Source organism: Paraburkholderia terrae (assembly GCF_002902925.1).
In the GTDB taxonomy this organism is placed as follows: Bacteria; Pseudomonadota; Gammaproteobacteria; order Burkholderiales; family Burkholderiaceae; genus Paraburkholderia; species Paraburkholderia terrae.
On record NZ_CP026114.1, the window covers coordinates 574,811 to 591,171 of the forward strand.

Sequence of the window (16,361 nt, forward strand, 5' to 3'; positions counted from 1 at the left end):
CGTGCGCGAGTTCGCCCGCTTTCTCCGGCGCTCAACCGTTGAATCTCCTCGATCGTTTCAACCGCCTCGAAGAAGATCACCGATCGGTCGAAGATGCTCCTTGCTGCGGTCAGCGCCTGCCCGGACGACGCGATGGGCGTGACAGCTCGCGGCGGTTCAGCTACGTTACGGCGCAGATAAAGCACGAGCCCGGCTGGAATCACGCCGATGCCGAACAGCAACCGCCACGCCCAATCCGGCGACACGAACGAGAACACCAGCGTGTAGAGAAGCACGGCGCCCGCCCAGCCGAAACCCCACGCGCTCTGCACAATGCCCATCGCCTTGCCGCGATGTTCCGCGCGAATGGTCTCGCTCAATAGCACGGCGCCGGCGGTCCATTCGCCCCCAAAACCCACGCCCTGCAAAGCCTTGAGCGCCAGCAACTGTTCGAAGTTCTGCGCGAACGCGCTCAGGAAGGTGAAGAGCGAGAACCAGACCACCGTGATCTGCAGCGCGCGCACGCGGCCGTACCTGTCCGACAGCATGCCCGCGAGCAGTCCACCCAACGCGCCGGCGACGAGCGTCACGCCGCCGATCAACCCTGCCTGCCCCTTGCTGATACCCCAGGTTACCAGCAGGGTCGGGATCACGAGGCTGAACAACTGCGTGTCCACGCCGTCAAGCGCCCAGCCGGCGAAGCAGCTCCACAGGGTGCGCTTTTCCGTCGCCGATATGGCGCGATACCAGTTCATCGTCGTCTCCTGTGTCGATCCGGAGTTAGCGCTCCAGCGCTCACTCTGGTCCCATGCAAAGCTCTATTTTTCGGGGCCGGGTTCACTCGCGTGCATCGCCCATGGAGACATTCTAGGGATCGCGTGGATAAACATATATGATGTAAACAATCAATTTTCATATCGTTTTAATATGGACACGCGCAACCTGAAGTACTTCCTCGCCGTCGCCGATGCCGGCAGTGTTACGCGCGCCGCTGACCGCCTGAACATCGCGCAGCCCGCCTTATATGGGGCATTGAAAGCCAAGCCCTTTCGGGGTCCCGCTTTCCGTCAGTCATCTCCCGTTGGCTAGCGCAGCAGGTTATCCACGGCTGGCCGGCGGGTCGCCCGTTACGACCACGACGCTGGCCGGCAGTGGATGATCTGCCTGATCAGATATTCTTGACTCCTACATATAAATCGAGCGTTTTACAGCAGCGAGGCCGGGGTGTCTTAAGTCCGGACAGTTGACCGGACCAACTTGTATCCGTGCCGGCACCAGGCCGGACACCACATGCCGCATGCGCAAAGCAGTGGAACCACCCCATTACGGACGCGCCCCATCTAAAACTACGGTTACCTCCGAAGGTAACCCGCTTACTGTCCGGGCGCGGTGAACCTTCAATGCTGTTGCCGCTCGACGTTGGCTGCTCAGATCGCAGCACCTTCCTGGCAGGTGACTTGAGGGTTGCCCGAGGGGGAGTCTCGCCGAATTCCAGATAGCGCTACAGCGCGACTGCCAGACGTCTCGCAAGCGCCACAATGCCGATGCGTCGCACACGCTTGCCGCCGCCTGCGAAGCGCTCGTTGAACCAGTGGCTTAGCTGGCTGGCGGGCTGGAAGCGCAGCCAGCTCCATGCCAGTTCCACCACCAGCCATCGAGCCCGCTTGTTGCCGATCTTGCCGATGCCCTGCTCAACTTCACTCGTACCGCTGGCATAGGGCGTCGGGGCCAGGCCCAGGCAGCCGGCCACTTCGCGGCGGTTGTGACACTGCCGCCAGCCGAACAGTTCCCTGACCAGGGTCCAGGCGCTGCCGATGCCGATACCTGATAGGCGCGCGAGCTTAACTTTTCCTGTGTTGCGTTTCGATTAGGACTGAAACCTTAAGGAGATTGAGCGACCGTTCATAAAAACTTTGTAATGTTTTCTTCGTGGTCGTTATACGTGAGGTTAGTCAGACTGTTTAGGAGTTGCCTGATATCGATTCAAACAGGTTTGTAATCAAAGTGAAGACGTTTTGTGCCACAACGGGTACCTTAATTTAAGTAAAGGAATCTAACCATGTCAAAGATGTTCATTGGTATTGCTCTTGTTGTCGCCACCCTTGGCGCACCGGTTCTCAGCTTTGCTCAGTCGAGTGCGCCGCTCACGCGCGCACAAGTTCGTGCTGACATGATTCGTGTTGAACAAACAGGCTACAACCCGTCCCGTGGTAACGACATCAACTACCCGGCTGATATTCAAGCGGCTGAAGCAAAGATCGCCGCCAACGACGAGCGGCAACTGGCAACGCAGGATGTCGGCGGTGTTGTGCAGAACGGTAGCACCGATTCGGGATCGGTATCCCATACGTCGACGCACCAACGCTGCGTCGGCCCGGTCAGCTTTTGCAACGTGTACTTCGGCAGCTAAGTGGTGTGGTACCGATACAGAGCGTACTGATGTCATGCGTAGGATCCCTAGCATGTTCGACACACAGAAGTAAATGGATTGATAGGCCGGCGGGTCGCGCAACTACGCGCAGTGACGAACCAAGCCGCCTATTTTTCCAATGTCCAATCTTTTTCAATAGAGTTCACTATGAAGATTTTGCCTTTGGCAGCATCGGTCTTGTCCTTGTCAGCTTGTATATTCGCCTCCTCAGTTGCGATGGCACAGGATGCCAAACCGGCGACCGCGCCGATCAGGAACATTGTCCTCGTGCACGGCGCGTGGGTGGATGGTTCAGGCTGGAAGCCGGTCTATGACATCCTCACCAAGGATGGCTATCACGTCACGATGGTGCAAGAACCGTTGACTTCGCTCGACGACGACGTTGCCGCGACCAAACGCGTCATCGACCTGCAGGATGGCCCGACCGTTCTCGTGGGGCATAGCTATGGCGGCTCGATCATCACCGAAGCCGGGGTCGATCCGAAGGTGGCGGGGCTTGTGTACGTCGCTGCGCATGCGCTAGCGGTTGGCGAAGACGAGGCGGATGTGGGCAAGAAATACCCGAACTATACGTCGAAGCAGGCGGGTGCCATCAAGACGACGGGCGACGGTTATACGTATCTGAATCCTGTCGATTTCCCGAAGGATTTCGCCGCCGACCTGCCGGTCAGACAAGCCCAATTCGAAGCGCATTCGCAGATCCTGACTGCCGCCAAGGTGTTCTCCGAGCCGATGACCGTCGCTGCATGGACCACCAAGCCGAGCTGGGGCATCGTGGCGGGGGACGACAAGATTATCAACCCGGATCTCGAGCGCTTCTATTACAAACGGGCCCATAGCCACACCACGGTTCTGGAAGGTGCGAGTCACTCCGTCTACGAATCGCGCCCGAAGGAAGTCGCCGCAGTGATCGAAGATGCAGCGAAGCACGCCCAGCAGTGATGCGCCGAGGGGCGGTCAGGCTAGAGGTCGCGCCGAAAGCGCGTCTATATCACTGGCCGTAACCGGAGGTGATGCATCCGGGTGCCATATAGGAGCGCGGCCGCAACGCGGGCCGCTCCCGGCCGACCAACGAGGGCAGTCAAAATGAAGCAATGGAATATACTAAACGAAGAACCTTTAACCTCTACAACGACGAAGTTGCAGGGTAAGCCTCTATCAATTCCGCGAAACGGTCGGCGAGCGTCTGTCTGGCACGTGCTGGCCAGATTGCGCTGAGTTCGAAACGCGGCAGCGCGGCGCCATCGACGATCCCGGCCAGCTTTACTCCGCTGAATTGCAACGCCCGCACTGAACGCGGCAGCAGTGACACACCGCACCCTGCGGCCACGCACGCGAGCACAGTCAGCGACCGATTCGCGTCCTGCGCGATCTCCACCGCGCAACCCGCCTGCCGGAACGCGCTCAGAATGCCCGCGCGAACGCCGGGCAACTGGTCGTGTGGAAACCATACGAGCCCGTGCGGTGCGAGCTCACGTAACGACACACTCGCACCAGCCGCCAGGGGAAACATCTCAGGCAACACTGCAATCAGTGGCTCCCGCGTGATTAGCTTCTCGCGCATCCTGCCCGTGACTGGCACCGGTGTATGCAGCAAGCCAATATCGATTTCGCCTCTCTCAAGCGCGCTCGCCTGCTCGGCATTGCTCATCTCGCGCAGCACCAATTCGACATCTGGCACCGACGCGCGCAGCGCCGCGATCGCGCGCGGCAGCACCTCGAACAGCGCCGTCGACACGAAGCCCACCGTCAACCGGCCGGCGCGCTGCGCGCCGATCTCACGCGCGCGGTGCGAGGCGGCGTCGATTCGCGCGACGCTCATCCGCACATCCTCGACGATCGCCAGCCCGGCCGCGGTGAGGTCCGCTCCACGCCGCGTCCGGCTGAACAGCTTGACGCCCAGTTCCTTCTCCATGCGCGTGAGCGCCTGACTCAGCGCGGGCTGCGCGATGTTCAGGCGGTCAGCGGCGCGCGTAACACTGCCGGCATCGGCGACGGCGAGGAAGTACTTCAGGTTGCGCGTGTCCATATTAAAACGATATGAAAATTGATTGTTTACATCATATATGTTTATCCACGCGATCCCTAGAATGTCTCCATGGGCGATGCACGCGAGTGAACCCGGCCCCGAAAAATAGAGCTTTGCATGGGACCAGAGTGAGCGCTGGAGCGCTAACTCCGGATCGACACAGGAGACGACGATGAACTGGTATCGCGCCATATCGGCGACGGAAAAGCGCACCCTGTGGAGCTGCTTCGCCGGCTGGGCGCTTGACGGCGTGGACACGCAGTTGTTCAGCCTCGTGATCCCGACCCTGCTGGTAACCTGGGGTATCAGCAAGGGGCAGGCAGGGTTGATCGGCGGCGTGACGCTCGTCGCCGGCGCGTTGGGTGGACTGCTCGCGGGCATGCTGTCGGACAGGTACGGCCGCGTGCGCGCGCTGCAGATCACGGTGGTCTGGTTCTCGCTCTTCACCTTCCTGAGCGCGTTCGCGCAGAACTTCGAACAGTTGCTGGCGCTCAAGGCTTTGCAGGGCGTGGGTTTTGGGGGCGAATGGACCGCCGGCGCCGTGCTATTGAGCGAGACCATTCGCGCGGAACATCGCGGCAAGGCGATGGGCATTGTGCAGAGCGCGTGGGGTTTCGGCTGGGCGGGCGCCGTGCTTCTCTACACGCTGGTGTTCTCGTTCGTGTCGCCGGATTGGGCGTGGCGGTTGCTGTTCGGCATCGGCGTGATTCCAGCCGGGCTCGTGCTTTATCTGCGCCGTAACGTAGCTGAACCGCCGCGAGCTGTCACGCCCATCGCGTCGTCCGGGCAGGCGCTGACCGCAGCAAGGAGCATCTTCGACCGATCGGTGATCCGCTCGACGATCATTGGCGCACTGATCGGCGTGGGTGCGCACGGCGGCTATCACGCCATCACTACCTGGCTGCCGACGTACCTCAAGGCAGAGCGGCATCTGTCCGTGCTCGGCACGGGCGGTTATCTCGCCGTCGTCATTACGGCGTTCATATGCGGGTGTTTCGTGAGCGCGTGGCTTCAGGACCGGATCGGTCGTCGGCTCAACGTGATCCTGTTCGCCGTGTGCTGCGTCGCGACGGTCAACCTCTACGTCTTCCTGCCGATGGGAGACACCGCCATGCTGTTCCTCAGCTTCCCGCTGGGCCTCTTCGCAGCAGGCATCCCCGCCACGCTCGGGGCACTCTTCAACGAGCTCTATCCTCAGGGCATCCGCGGCACCGGTGTGGGTTTTTGCTACAACTTCGGACGGATCGTCTCGGCAGGTTTTCCGGTACTGGTCGGACATATGGGCAACTCGATGCCGCTAGGCTCGGCGCTCGGTATCGATGCCGGTATTGCATACGGACTCGTGGTCGTGGCCGCTCTGATGCTGCCGGAAACCACGAACCGCCGGATCGCGCCCGTAGCGGCCAATGCCGCGACCCGTGCCTGAGACGGAACACATGATCGACGAACGGATTCAACAGATGCAGACGCAAGACACTACAGTGTCAGACGAGTGGTACGACGCCAACGACATGCGAGTCACTGCGATCGACGCCCACGCCCACGTGTTCGTACGCGGCTTGCCGCTTGCCAGGCAGCGTCGCCACGCGCCGGACTACGACGCGACGCTCGATGCCTACGCTGGTCACCTGCTGGCGAATGGTGTCTCCCATGCCGTACTCGTGCAGCCCAGTTTTCTCGGCACGGACAACACCTTTTTCCTCGATGTGGCCAAGCGCTATCCGCAGCGCTTTCGCGGGGTGGCGGTCGTGGATTGCGCGGTCACCGATGCCGAACTCGCGCTGCTCGATCACACAGGCGTGGTGGGTATCCGATTGAATCTGATCGGCTTACCGCTTCCTCAATTGAGCGCACCCGACTGGCGACGATTGCTGACGCGTGTCAATACGCTCGGCTGGCATGTCGAGGTGCATCGTGAGGCGGTGGACTTGCACGCGGTTGTCGGACCGCTGCTGGAGCAGCGCTGCACAGTGGTCGTCGACCACTTCGGCCGGCCCGATCCGTACAGCGCAGCCAGCGATCCGGGCTTCCAATACCTGCTATCGGTTGCTGGGACCGGACGCGTATGGGTGAAGCTGTCGGCGGCTTACCGAAGTGCGTCAAGCGAGGACGGAGCCGCTTTGGGCACCTCCTTGGCAGGCCGGCTGCTCGACGCTTACACGCCCGAGCGGCTGGTCTGGGGCAGCGACTGGCCGCACACGCAGCACCAGCAACTTGTCGATTACGACGCCACCCGACGCGCGCTCGACCAATGGGTCCCTGACGCGACGCAGCGCGAGTCGATCCTCACAAGATCGGCGCGCACGCTTTATCGATTCGAATAGGCCACTCGACCGGTCGACGGCCGGGCCGCTGACCCGCCTACGCCAACCACGGAGATTTCAACCATGTCGCTTCCATCCACTGAACGCCGCGGCGCTTTCCGCTCGCTGGTGGAAAGCCGGCGAGCGTTGCTCGTGCCCGGTACGTTCAACGCGCTGAGCGCGCGTGTCGCGGCCGATGCCGGTTTCGCTGCGCTGTATATCACTGGCGCGGGCGTGACGAACATGTTTCTCGGACTTCCGGATCTCGGCTTTGTCGGCCTGCACGAAATGGCTGACCATACGGCGCGTATCCGGGACGCCGTAGACCTGCCGCTCATCGTCGATGCCGATACTGGCTACGGCAACGCGCTCAACGTGCGTCACGCTGTTCGAACCCTGGAACGGGCGGGTGCCGATGCCATCCAGCTCGAAGACCAAGTGAACCCCAAAAAGTGCGGACATTTCGCCGGCAAAGCGGTCATATCGACGAGTGAGATGGTGGGCAAACTGCACGCTGCCGTCGACGCTCGCGAGGATCCCAATCTGCTGATCGTTGCCCGGACCGATACCTGCGCGATCCAAGGATTCGACGCCGCTATTGAACGTGGGCATCGCTTCGCTGAAGCGGGTGCCGATGTCCTCTTCATCGAGGCAGTTGAAACGATCGAGGAGATGCAGCGGTTGCCTGCGCTCATCGACAAGCCTCAGCTCATCAATATCGTGATCGGAGGCAAGACACCGACTTTGCCGCAAGCCAGGCTGGCGGAGCTTGGTTTCGGCATGGTGCTTTACGCCAATGCGGCGCTACAGAGCGCGGTGCGCGGCATGCAACGGGCTTTGAACGTGCTGCAGGACGCAGGGAGGCTCGACGAAGATCCGGACCTTGTGGTGCCGTTTAGCGAGCGTCAGCGTCTCGTCGACAAGCCGCTCTATGACCGCCTCGATGAAAAATACGCTGCCCATGATGAGTAAGGCGGCTGCATCGGTGGAATGCCGCTGCGCGCCGTAAAAACCGTGGATCGGTGGCGTCACCGCATAACAAACAAAGGAGACTGTATATGACCGTCCCTGGAATGGAAGGACCTTCAACTCGACCACCGAAATTGCGATCCATCGTAGGCGGTTTGGCGGGCAATCTGATCGAGTGGTACGACTTTCTCGCGTACAGCATCTTTTCCATCTACTTCGCCAAAGCGTTCTTTCCCAGCGGTAACGCGACAGTCCAGTTGATGAACGCGGCGGCAATCGCGGCCGTAGGTTACGTGGCTCGTCCGCTCGGCAGTTGGCTGATCGGCCTGTATGCGGATCGCCGAGGTCGTAAATCGGCACTGACCAGATCGGTATCGGTGATGTGCATTGGTTCGCTGATCATCGCCATTACGCCAGGATATGCAACTATCGGCGTTTTCGCCCCCGCCATTCTGATCCTTGCGCGGCTGCTGCAGGGCTTGAGCATGGGCGGCGAATACGGCACGAGCGCGACTTACCTCAGCGAGATCGCGCCGGTGAATCGTCGAGGTTTCTACCTTGGCTTTCTGCAGGTCAGCGTGGTCGCGGGTCAGTTGCTGGCCCTTGGTCTGCTACTGGTCATGCAGCACGTGCTGTTTACCTCCGGGCAGATCGACCGATGGGCATGGAGAATACCGTTTGTCATCGGTGGAGCGCTTGCATTGTTCGCGCTCTACATGCGGCGCAACGTCGTGGAAAGCGAGGCATTCCAACACAGTGGGACGCGGCGCGGTCCACCCATCAGCCGTGAAATGCTGCTCCACTGGCGACAACTGCTATTGGCGGTCGGGATTACCGTGGGCGGGACTGTGGGCTTCTATACCTACACCGTCTATATGCAGAAGTTCCTCGTCAATACCGTCGGACTCGGCACGGAAACGGCCACGCTTGTCTCAGCTTCAGCGCTGCTGCTGTATATGCCGTTGCAACCGCTTTTTGGCCTCGCTTCCGACATTCTGGGACGGCGGCCCGTCCTGATCTTTTTTGGACTGAGTTGTACGCTGTTTTCCGTGCCCATCTTCAGTGTGCTCGCCCACACGCACGATCCACTGGTGGCGTTTGCATTATCGTTTTGCGGGCTCTTCATGCTGAGTGGCTTCACATCGGTCCACATGCTGGCTAAGACCGAACTGTTTCCCGCGCGCATTCGAGCGTTGGCCGTAGGCCTGCCCTATGCCCTGACCACGGCCATCCTCGGCGGCACAACCGAATTCGTCGCCTTGAAGTTCAAGTCGATCGGACACGAGCACTATTTTTATTGGTACGTCACCGCATGGTCCGCAATCTCCCTGATCGTCTATCTGAAGATGCCGGAAACGCACGTGCGCAGTACCGAACTTGAACTTCAAAAGGCGATCGAAGTATGAGAGCAGCCGGCAAGTACAAGGTGCTTCTGATTATCTGGCTACTCCAATTCGTCAACTATCTCGACCGCATCAACCTGTCGATCGCAGCACCTACCATGATGCGCGGACTAAAGTTGAACCCAAATGTGTTCGGCTTTATCCTTGCTGCGTTCACATTTGGTTACGCGATTGCGCAGATCCCTGGTGGCTATCTGGCTGACCGTTTCGGCGCCCGATGCATGCTCATCGCAAGCCCGATTCTGTGGAGCGTCTTTACCGGCATGACGGGATTCGCCTCGACGCTTATCGCGCTGGTGGCTGTGCGGGTCCTCTTCGGCGCATCGGAAGGCTTGTCGAACGGCGCAAGCTTCAAGCTGATTGGCGATAACTTTGCGTCTCATGAGCGCTCTGCCGCGAATGCGGCGTATCTCTCTGCGCTGGCGCTTGGGCCCGCGTTCATTGCACCGGTTGCTGTGTGGTTCCTGACGCACACCGGCTGGCAGGGCATGTTTCGCTGGCTTTCGCTGCCGGGCCTGGTCATGGCGCTGTTGATCCGGTGGGTGATTCCGAAGCAATCCCCGACCGCTCCGGCCTACCGCACAAGCCTGTCTGCCGACGGGCCTCGAAAGGGCCTGCGAGAGATCGTTCGTCAACCGACATCGTGGCTCATATTTGTTGCCTATCTCGCATTCAATGTCGCGTTTTGGGCTTACCTCGGCTGGATGCCGAGTTATCTGTCAATCGCGCGCCATATCGATCTGAAAGCCCTGGGCGTCGCGGCGTCGATTCCGTATCTGTTTGGCGCAGCCGGAATGATCGCGTTTGGCTGGATCGGCAGTCGATCGCTGTATCGATACCGTTGCCTTCTCATTGCCGTGATCTACATTTGCACGGCGGTGTCGCTCTACGTCACATACAACCTTGCCTCGAGCGCGCAAAGCATTGCCGGCCTGTCGGTATCGGCGTTTTTTCTGTACGGAGGGTTCGGCCCGGTGTGGTCGGTTGTGCTCGACTTGACGCCTGAGAATCTGCGCGGGGCCTTTTCCGGATTCGTCAACCTCGGCGGCCAGGTGGGTGGATTTTTCGCGCCAATTGTCGTTGGCTACGCGGTATCTGCGACCGGATCGTTCACAGGTGGCTTTCTCTTCATGATCGTGGCCTTGTTCATCTCAGCGCTTTGCTTCACGATCCTCCACACAGTGCGCAAGGGTCATCACCATAAGCACATCTCGCGTGAACTTGCATAGTGGGCCCATTGAAAACTGAAGGCAGTTGGAATGGCCAAACAGGCTCATCGGTCACGCCCTATTCCCGGTGGTCTGGGATGCGTCAAAACACCATAGACGGACTGGATCTGTTCCCGACGCACTATCTGGCCACCCTGATCGCGTCGTGCAGGTAATGCTGCATCAGGCCTTCCAGTTCGTCGATCGCCGCCTTACGACCGGCCAGCGAGGTATCGCCATTAATCGCGACGGCTGCCTTCATGAGCTGCTGGATCACCGCGGCACGGACACCGATCTCGGCCGGCGCAAGGTGCGGCGCCACCGCAGCCAGCACGGATTCGATCTCTCCCCGCAGTGTTTCCCGGATGCCGACCGTGCCCGGCAGAGCGTAACTGTAAGTCTCGACGAGGACCCCAAACGCCGGATGGATCGTGCGGAACTTCAGGAACGTTCTCGTCAACCGGCTCGCGAGCAGCGACAAGTCCAGTGTCGGCGCAGCCTCGCGCAGCTTGCGGAACGTCTCTGTGAGCATGTCCAGATAGCTTTCGATCAGCGCCCCCGCGATCTGATCCTTTGTGGGGAAAAACTGATACAGCGAGCCAATCGACGATCCCGCGCGGGCGGCGATCGCCGTCATCGTTGCGCCGTCGTATCCCTTCTCGGCAAATTCACTGCTTGCCGCCGCGAGGAGCGCCGCGACCCGCGCGTGACCACGCGCACGCTGAGGAGATTTCGCTTGCCCGCTTCCGGCACTCAATGTTCCGGTTGACTTTTGTGAGGCCATTCTCATATACTCAAAATGTGAGACAAGCCTCACAATACACTTTCGGCTCACCAAGATCAATGGACGGCAAACATGTTGCAGAAACTCGACCCCCAAACGACCGCGCTCGTTCTGGTTGACCTCCAGCAGGGAATCCTTGGATTCGCAAAGGCCCCGCGCCCCGCCGAGTCTGTGCTGACAGCCTCGGCGAAGCTCGCGAAGCGCTTTCGGGAAATCGGCGCGCCCGTCGTGCTGGTGCGCGTAGGCTGGAGCCACGATTTCGGCGATGCCCTGAAGCAACCCGTCGATCAGCCCCTAACGCTTCCTGCCGGCGGATTTCCCTCGACGTGGTGGGACTTTCCCGAAACGCTCGAAGTAGACGAAGGCGATCTCAAGATCACCAAGCGGCAGTGGAACGCATTTCACGGCACCGAACTTGATCTGCAATTGCGTCGCCGTGGCATCACGACCATTGTGCTCGGCGGAATTTCGACGAATATCGGCGTCGAATCAACAGCGCGAGCCGGCCATGAACTCGGCTATACCCTCGTGCTCGTCGAGGATGCGATGAGCTGCGCAGCGCCGGAGCATCACCAGGCGTCGGTTGATCACATCTTCCCGAGGCTTGGCCTGGTGCGGCAGTCCGGGGATGTGATCCAGGCACTCGCGCACTGATACTGGCCTACGGAAAAGCCATGCGCCGCACGTCATGTGACCGCCTCGCCATCGCTTCGTCGCCGCGCAGACGCGGTTATCAATTCGTCGCATCGCTCGTGTCGCGCGTTGCTGCCGCGATTGATGGCACGGCACTTGTGCGCGTGTTGGCTGCTCTTTTCCCATTGGGCGTTCTCGCCTTGGTTTCAGGCAAGCCCGAATGGTTGGAGGTTTCGTTGGTGACCGTGTCGACTGCCATTGCCGTGGATCGCTCGCGTCTTGCCCCGCTCGCGGTAATCGCTCACGGGATAGCCATCGGAGCGGGCTTCATGGTATTGATGGCCTCGCTCGCCTCGCCACCGCTGTTTGTCGGAGCCACCGCCCTGCTGGCGATGGGGTCGATACTGGTAATCGCACGGGGAAGCGAGCTGCGTTCGCTCGGCAGCTTTACGTTTATTCCCGTGCTGTACCTCGCCTGCGAGAGCGCCGAAGGGGTCAGGCAGGCGGCGCTTATCCATCGGGGATTCGAAACTCTTCCGTTCATATGGACCGCCTTCTTGCCGGTCCTGCTGATCGCTTCAATCGATCACTATCGCCAACACCGTCCGGAAGTTTCGTGGGTGTCGCACTTCACAAAATGGTCCACGCGCGCCGACATTGGCGATCGTGTTCCATACGTCGAGGCGATGATCGCCGTTACGCTCGCCGTCGGCGTCGCAGCAGCACTCGTGGAGTGGCGGCATATCGAGCATGGACAATGGATGATCTGGTCCGCAGCGAGCGTGGTGACCGGAAGTGCCGCGAGCGCCCGGCTCAAGTTCCGTCATCGCATCACGGGGGCCACTGTCGGTGTGCCGGCCGGTATCCTCGCAGGGTTGCTGGTCCCCCACGACGCCTTCTCGCGAGACCTGATTGTCCTTGCTGCGTTGCTGACACTCGTCTGCATTCGGCCCTACGTCCTTGCATTCGGCACGCGCTGCGGCTGCGCGGCAATGGCGTTCGTGGTTGCTGGCCAGCCGTGGACTTTCGCGAGCGAGCGCTTGATCAATGTAGTGTTGGGCAGCGCGATAGGTTTGCTATTTACGCTGGCCGTACACGTCATCGCGAGGCGCGTCAAATTAGAAGGAGTTGCTTCATGAGCCAATTGCACGTTTTGACGGTTGAAGATGACCCGGCTGCCGCCGACGAGATAATCAACGAGCTACGTGAGCGCGGCCTCACGGTTGATTGGGTAGATAACGGTCCGGAGGGCATGATGCGGGCGATGAGCGGTCAGTATGCTGCTATTACTCTCGATCGCATGCTGCCGGGAGTGGACGGACTCACTATCTTAAAGGCAATACGCGCGCTTGGTCTTCAGACGCCGGTCCTGATGCTGAGTGCACTTGGCGACGTCGACGAGCGCATTTGCGGACTGCGGGCGGGGGGCGATGACTATCTGACGAAACCATTCGACCCGGGAGAATTGGCCGCACGTATCGAGGTAATGCTTCGGCGGGTTTCCCAAAAACCAACGGCGCAAGAGACGAGACTGAAGGCGGGGCCGCTCGAGATCGATCTGCTGTCGCGCGCCGTGACGCGGGACGGAAGGGAGATCGAGCTTCAGCCCACCGAATATCGGGTACTCGAATTCATGATGCGGCATGCAGGACAAGCCATCACGCGAACCATGCTGTTCGAGGCGGTTTGGGGTTATCACTTTAATCCTGGTACAAACCTCATCAACGTTCACGTTGCACGGTTGCGCAAGAAAATAGATCCGCCAGGTACTCAGGCTCTGATTCAGACCGTGCGTGGCTCAGGCTACATGCTTGGATAGGGGATGGTTGTGGATAACGCGCAAAGTTCCTCGCAGCCGCCCAATCTCGGCACTCGCTGGCACACCACGACATTTCGGTGGTTGTTTGCTTACGCAGGCATGTTCGCTATTTCTTTGGTAATTCTGATCGGATTCGTTGACACTGCGGCGTCGAATACGACCAACAGGGACGCCGACGTGGTGATCCATTGGCAGCTTATTTACTTCGACTCGATCCCGGACGGTCAGTTGGAGGAAGCCATTGATCGCAGGCTCGAAAATGACCGAATGCATACCAACTTCTATGGTCTGTTCACATCAGATGGTCGTCACATAGCGGGCGATATTCTTACGCTACCTCGCGATCTTTCGCCAGACGGGACTGGCCGCACCTGGAAGCATCCGTTGGGAATTGTGGAAAATCAAGGTGTGCCGGTTTTTCGCGTGATGGGCGAACGGCGCAAGGATGGGACCCAGTTGATAGTCGCCCGCGACTTGACACATGTTCTCAAGATTCGCGAGGCAGTCGTCAGTACGGTGATTGGCGGGGGACTTCTCACCCTCGCGATTGGCATTGTTGGCGGATTGATGTTGAGCATGAGACAGATGCGCAGGGTTCGAGCGATAAGGCAAGTGATCGGTCGAATAACGCAGGGCGATCTTCATGAGCGCCTTCCTGTCGGCGGACGTGATGAGATTGACCTGCTTGTACACCTTGTCAATCATATGCTTGATGAAGTTGAACGGCTGATGGGCGAAGTGAAATGTGCTTGCGACGGGATCGCTCACGACCTCCGGACGCCTTTGGCGCATGTTCGGTCGTTATTAGGGCGCATAGCCGCATACAGTATCGCAACTAACAATGATGTCGCCACCAGGATGGTTGCTGAAGCTCGAGTTGAGACAGACACGCTGCTCGAACGCTTCGGCGCGATGTTGCGCATATCGCAAATCGAAGCCCTGCAGCGTCGCGGAGGTTTCGCCACGGTCGATCTCGATGTGCTTGTACAGGAGCTTGGAGGACTGTTTGAGCCGTTGTCCGAGACAAAGCGTATTGAGTGGGTCGTTCAGAGCGTTCCGGCCGTGACCATTCACGGCGACCGCGCGCTGCTTTTCGAAGCATTCGTTAATATGATCGACAACGCAATCAAGTTTGCGCCCGAGGGTGGCCAAGTGCGTGTAGAACTTTCCCGCACAGGGCGAGGCCCCCGTCTGGACATCGTCGACAACGGTCCGGGAATACCGATAGACGAGCGGGATGCCGTTTTGAAGCGGTTTTACCGGGGCGACCAGGCCCGCCAGGTGCGGGGGTCCGGGCTGGGGCTTAGCATCGTTTCAGCGGTGCTTCGCGTCCATGACTTCACCTTGCATATCGATGATGCCCGCCCGGGCGCGCGCCTGACTGTTGAGTGCTGGCCGCACTCCCTGGCCTAATTTGCCCTGCACGGGCTGGAGTTGATGATGCGGATACTTCTGGTCTCGCCGTTCAACGACGAGGGGAACTGGTTGCAGCGGGCGCTTGAAGAGAGTGGCTACAGTCTGCAGCGAGCCCTGAGCGTGCCGGACGGCACGTTCCTCGCTGCAGAGGAGTCGTTCGATGTGGTCATTGTCTTCGCGATCGACTCATCCACGTTCAACCTGCTGCAGGACACGTTGCCAAAGATCTTTGACCTCGCTGGAGGGGCGGTTATTGTCACCATACTCGGTATCCGCGCTTGTGCCGCTGATCGTGTCAAGATACTGCGCGCGGGAGCAGACGCGTGCTTCAACCAACCATATTCATTTGAGGAAGTGCGTGAGCGAATTGAAGCGTTACGCAGGATTTCGTTACCGCCGCCTGTCAGTGATTCCGAGCATTCCGGTTCGCGACTTGATTCGTCGCGGCGGGAGTTTGTCGAGGGTGCCAATCGCGTGCCCTTGTCCAGGCGGGAGTATCTGTTCCTTGAACGCTTACTCCGCCAGATTAACTCTCCTATCAAGCGAGAAGAGTTGATTCGATATGCATGGCCGGAAGATGAGGAAGTTGATCCAGCTAGCGTGAACCTCGTCGTGACAAAGCTAAGACGAAAGTTTGAGGGAAACATGTTGAAGACCCACATCGAAACGGTCAACCGGTTTGGTTACAGACTTATCGCGGCATAGCAACGATACTTTGAAAATCGACATGGGTCGAACGTGACGGCCTAGGACCCAAAGTATGGTACGCAATAGCCGGGCGGACCAACACATTCATTAGGTGAATGAGCTGGAGGGATGGTCGTGCATCCCGCGAGGACGACGGCAAGCAATGCAGCGGACATGCTATAACCAATCAGTTTTTTGAGAATGGGTTTCATCCAAACTACCTCGTAGTTTTGCTTGATTTAAGAGCGTTAAGCCGACAAGAGGGATGCGTGTATCCGGGTCGCGTGACGCGAAAGCCTAAATCGAGCACGGCGCCACCGGCGCATCTGAATATCTTTTGGCGTCATCGCTTATGAGTGTGCATAGACGACCGAGTTCAGGTAATCCAGTTGGCCATCCTTTTCGGCCTGAATCAGTTCCTGGCGAACCTCTGCACGTGTCTTTTCATGAGTTACCTGGCTCGGGGCAGTCCAACCGCCGACCCGCGTGGCCGGCGCCGTGTCGTTCGACGTGACCTGAGAGGCCTGCGGTGCGTCTGCCGCTTGCGTCGATGCGGCGAACACGGGCGATGCGATCAGAGCGGTCAAGATAGCCATAGAAAGAATTGCTGTTTTCATGATGATTTTCCTTAAAAGAAGTGGGTAAAAATACGGGCCGGTTGAAAGCACTCGTTTGAGATCAGGTTGTTTATAAGAATAAC

At 59.4% G+C, this 16,361-nt stretch carries 15 protein-coding genes and 3 pseudogenes; 13 read left to right on the forward strand and 5 right to left on the reverse strand.

What is annotated here, in order from left to right:
• Positions 1-74: 74 nt before the first annotated feature.
• Positions 75-734: pseudogene (locus tag C2L65_RS44485) on the reverse strand (MFS transporter); the annotation flags it as partial.
• Between the two features lie 172 nt (positions 735-906).
• Between C2L65_RS44485 and C2L65_RS44490 the strand changes: the two are divergent.
• Positions 907-1,014, forward strand: a pseudogene (locus C2L65_RS44490) (LysR family transcriptional regulator); the annotation flags it as partial.
• A gap of 466 nt (positions 1,015-1,480) precedes the next feature.
• Here C2L65_RS44490 and C2L65_RS44495 read toward each other — a convergent pair.
• Positions 1,481-1,822, reverse strand: a pseudogene (locus tag C2L65_RS44495) (transposase); the annotation flags it as partial.
• 216 nt (positions 1,823-2,038) lie between these two features.
• Here C2L65_RS44495 and C2L65_RS44500 point away from each other — a divergent pair.
• Positions 2,039-2,389 (forward strand): DUF4148 domain-containing protein, encoded by a 351-nt coding sequence (locus C2L65_RS44500; RefSeq protein ID WP_042317345.1) that lies wholly within the window; start codon positions 2,039-2,041, stop codon positions 2,387-2,389.
• A 168-nt stretch (positions 2,390-2,557) separates the two neighbouring features.
• Positions 2,558-3,352: an alpha/beta fold hydrolase gene (locus C2L65_RS44505; RefSeq protein ID WP_042317348.1), complete on the forward strand. Its 795-nt coding sequence runs from the start codon at positions 2,558-2,560 to the stop codon at positions 3,350-3,352.
• Between the two features lie 184 nt (positions 3,353-3,536).
• On the opposite strand, the gene C2L65_RS44510 is transcribed toward C2L65_RS44505, so the two are convergent.
• Entirely contained in the window at positions 3,537-4,439 is a 903-nt protein-coding gene (locus C2L65_RS44510) for a LysR family transcriptional regulator (protein WP_103254698.1), read from the reverse strand.
• A 172-nt stretch (positions 4,440-4,611) separates the two neighbouring features.
• Here C2L65_RS44510 and C2L65_RS44515 point away from each other — a divergent pair, with 172 nt between their 5' ends.
• The 5 genes from C2L65_RS44515 to C2L65_RS44535 all read left to right on the forward strand — a co-directional run bounded on the left by C2L65_RS44515 (position 4,612) and on the right by C2L65_RS44535 (position 10,343).
• Complete coding sequence (locus tag C2L65_RS44515) at positions 4,612-5,865, forward strand: MFS transporter (RefSeq protein ID WP_103254699.1); 1,254 nt, start codon at positions 4,612-4,614, stop codon at positions 5,863-5,865.
• Positions 5,866-5,899: 34 nt separating this feature from the next.
• Positions 5,900-6,763 carry an amidohydrolase family protein gene (locus tag C2L65_RS44520; RefSeq protein WP_042314350.1) on the forward strand — a complete coding sequence of 288 codons (864 nt, stop codon included), beginning with the start codon at positions 5,900-5,902 and terminating at the stop codon, positions 6,761-6,763.
• A gap of 63 nt (positions 6,764-6,826) precedes the next feature.
• On the forward strand, positions 6,827-7,714 hold the full coding sequence (locus C2L65_RS44525; protein WP_042314343.1) for an isocitrate lyase/PEP mutase family protein: 888 nt from the start codon (positions 6,827-6,829) through the stop codon (positions 7,712-7,714).
• 86 nt (positions 7,715-7,800) lie between these two features.
• Entirely contained in the window at positions 7,801-9,117 is a 1,317-nt protein-coding gene (locus C2L65_RS44530; RefSeq protein ID WP_042314342.1) for an MFS transporter, read from the forward strand.
• Positions 9,114-10,343 (forward strand): MFS transporter, encoded by a 1,230-nt coding sequence (locus C2L65_RS44535; protein WP_042314341.1) that lies wholly within the window; start codon positions 9,114-9,116, stop codon positions 10,341-10,343. The genes C2L65_RS44530 and C2L65_RS44535 overlap by 4 nt, the downstream gene beginning before the upstream one ends.
• Before the next feature lie 121 nt (positions 10,344-10,464).
• Here the strand turns inward: C2L65_RS44535 and C2L65_RS44540 are convergent, their stop codons facing one another.
• Entirely contained in the window at positions 10,465-11,106 is a 642-nt protein-coding gene (locus C2L65_RS44540) for a TetR/AcrR family transcriptional regulator (protein ID WP_208647237.1), read from the reverse strand.
• Positions 11,107-11,178: 72 nt separating this feature from the next.
• Here C2L65_RS44540 and C2L65_RS44545 point away from each other — a divergent pair, with 72 nt between their 5' ends.
• Genes C2L65_RS44545 through C2L65_RS44565 form a run of 5 tightly spaced genes read left to right on the forward strand, consistent with a single transcriptional unit; the run spans position 11,179 to position 15,679 of the window.
• Positions 11,179-11,760, forward strand: coding sequence for a hydrolase (locus C2L65_RS44545; RefSeq protein ID WP_042314340.1), 582 nt, complete (start codon positions 11,179-11,181; stop codon positions 11,758-11,760).
• A 20-nt stretch (positions 11,761-11,780) separates the two neighbouring features.
• Positions 11,781-12,878, forward strand: coding sequence for an FUSC family protein (locus C2L65_RS44550; protein ID WP_081921359.1), 1,098 nt, complete (start codon positions 11,781-11,783; stop codon positions 12,876-12,878).
• A gap of 5 nt (positions 12,879-12,883) precedes the next feature.
• Complete coding sequence (locus C2L65_RS44555; protein WP_042314348.1) at positions 12,884-13,558, forward strand: response regulator transcription factor; 675 nt, start codon at positions 12,884-12,886, stop codon at positions 13,556-13,558.
• A gap of 3 nt (positions 13,559-13,561) precedes the next feature.
• Entirely contained in the window at positions 13,562-14,971 is a 1,410-nt protein-coding gene (locus C2L65_RS44560; RefSeq protein WP_042314338.1) for a sensor histidine kinase, read from the forward strand.
• Positions 14,972-14,995: 24 nt separating this feature from the next.
• The gene (locus C2L65_RS44565; RefSeq protein ID WP_233446744.1) at positions 14,996-15,679 is read left to right on the forward strand and encodes a response regulator transcription factor; all 684 of its coding nucleotides are present in this window, start codon (positions 14,996-14,998) and stop codon (positions 15,677-15,679) included.
• A 332-nt stretch (positions 15,680-16,011) separates the two neighbouring features.
• Here the strand turns inward: C2L65_RS44565 and C2L65_RS44570 are convergent, their stop codons facing one another.
• Positions 16,012-16,278 carry a DUF4148 domain-containing protein gene (locus C2L65_RS44570; protein WP_042314337.1) on the reverse strand — a complete coding sequence of 89 codons (267 nt, stop codon included), beginning with the start codon at positions 16,276-16,278 and terminating at the stop codon, positions 16,012-16,014.
• Positions 16,279-16,361 lie beyond the last annotated feature (83 nt).

Bases quoted from the DNA above. Each gene is read 5' to 3' on its own strand.
- C2L65_RS44510 (WP_103254698.1), bottom strand. From the start codon at position 4,439: ATGGACACGCGCAACCTGAAGTACTTCCTCGCCGTCGCCGATGCCGGC.
- C2L65_RS44535 (WP_042314341.1), top strand. From the start codon at position 9,114: ATGAGAGCAGCCGGCAAGTACAAGGTGCTTCTGATTATCTGGCTACTC.
- C2L65_RS44520 (WP_042314350.1), top strand. From the start codon at position 5,900: ATGCAGACGCAAGACACTACAGTGTCAGACGAGTGGTACGACGCCAAC.
- C2L65_RS44570 (WP_042314337.1), bottom strand. From the start codon at position 16,278: ATGAAAACAGCAATTCTTTCTATGGCTATCTTGACCGCTCTGATCGCA.
- C2L65_RS44545 (WP_042314340.1), top strand. From the start codon at position 11,179: ATGTTGCAGAAACTCGACCCCCAAACGACCGCGCTCGTTCTGGTTGAC.
- C2L65_RS44560 (WP_042314338.1), top strand. From the start codon at position 13,562: ATGGTTGTGGATAACGCGCAAAGTTCCTCGCAGCCGCCCAATCTCGGC.
- C2L65_RS44530 (WP_042314342.1), top strand. From the start codon at position 7,801: ATGACCGTCCCTGGAATGGAAGGACCTTCAACTCGACCACCGAAATTG.
- C2L65_RS44565 (WP_233446744.1), top strand. From the start codon at position 14,996: ATGATGCGGATACTTCTGGTCTCGCCGTTCAACGACGAGGGGAACTGG.
- C2L65_RS44500 (WP_042317345.1), top strand. From the start codon at position 2,039: ATGTCAAAGATGTTCATTGGTATTGCTCTTGTTGTCGCCACCCTTGGC.
- C2L65_RS44505 (WP_042317348.1), top strand. From the start codon at position 2,558: ATGAAGATTTTGCCTTTGGCAGCATCGGTCTTGTCCTTGTCAGCTTGT.
- C2L65_RS44540 (WP_208647237.1), bottom strand. From the start codon at position 11,106: ATGGCCTCACAAAAGTCAACCGGAACATTGAGTGCCGGAAGCGGGCAA.
- C2L65_RS44525 (WP_042314343.1), top strand. From the start codon at position 6,827: ATGTCGCTTCCATCCACTGAACGCCGCGGCGCTTTCCGCTCGCTGGTG.
- C2L65_RS44515 (WP_103254699.1), top strand. From the start codon at position 4,612: ATGAACTGGTATCGCGCCATATCGGCGACGGAAAAGCGCACCCTGTGG.
- C2L65_RS44550 (WP_081921359.1), top strand. From the start codon at position 11,781: ATGCGCCGCACGTCATGTGACCGCCTCGCCATCGCTTCGTCGCCGCGC.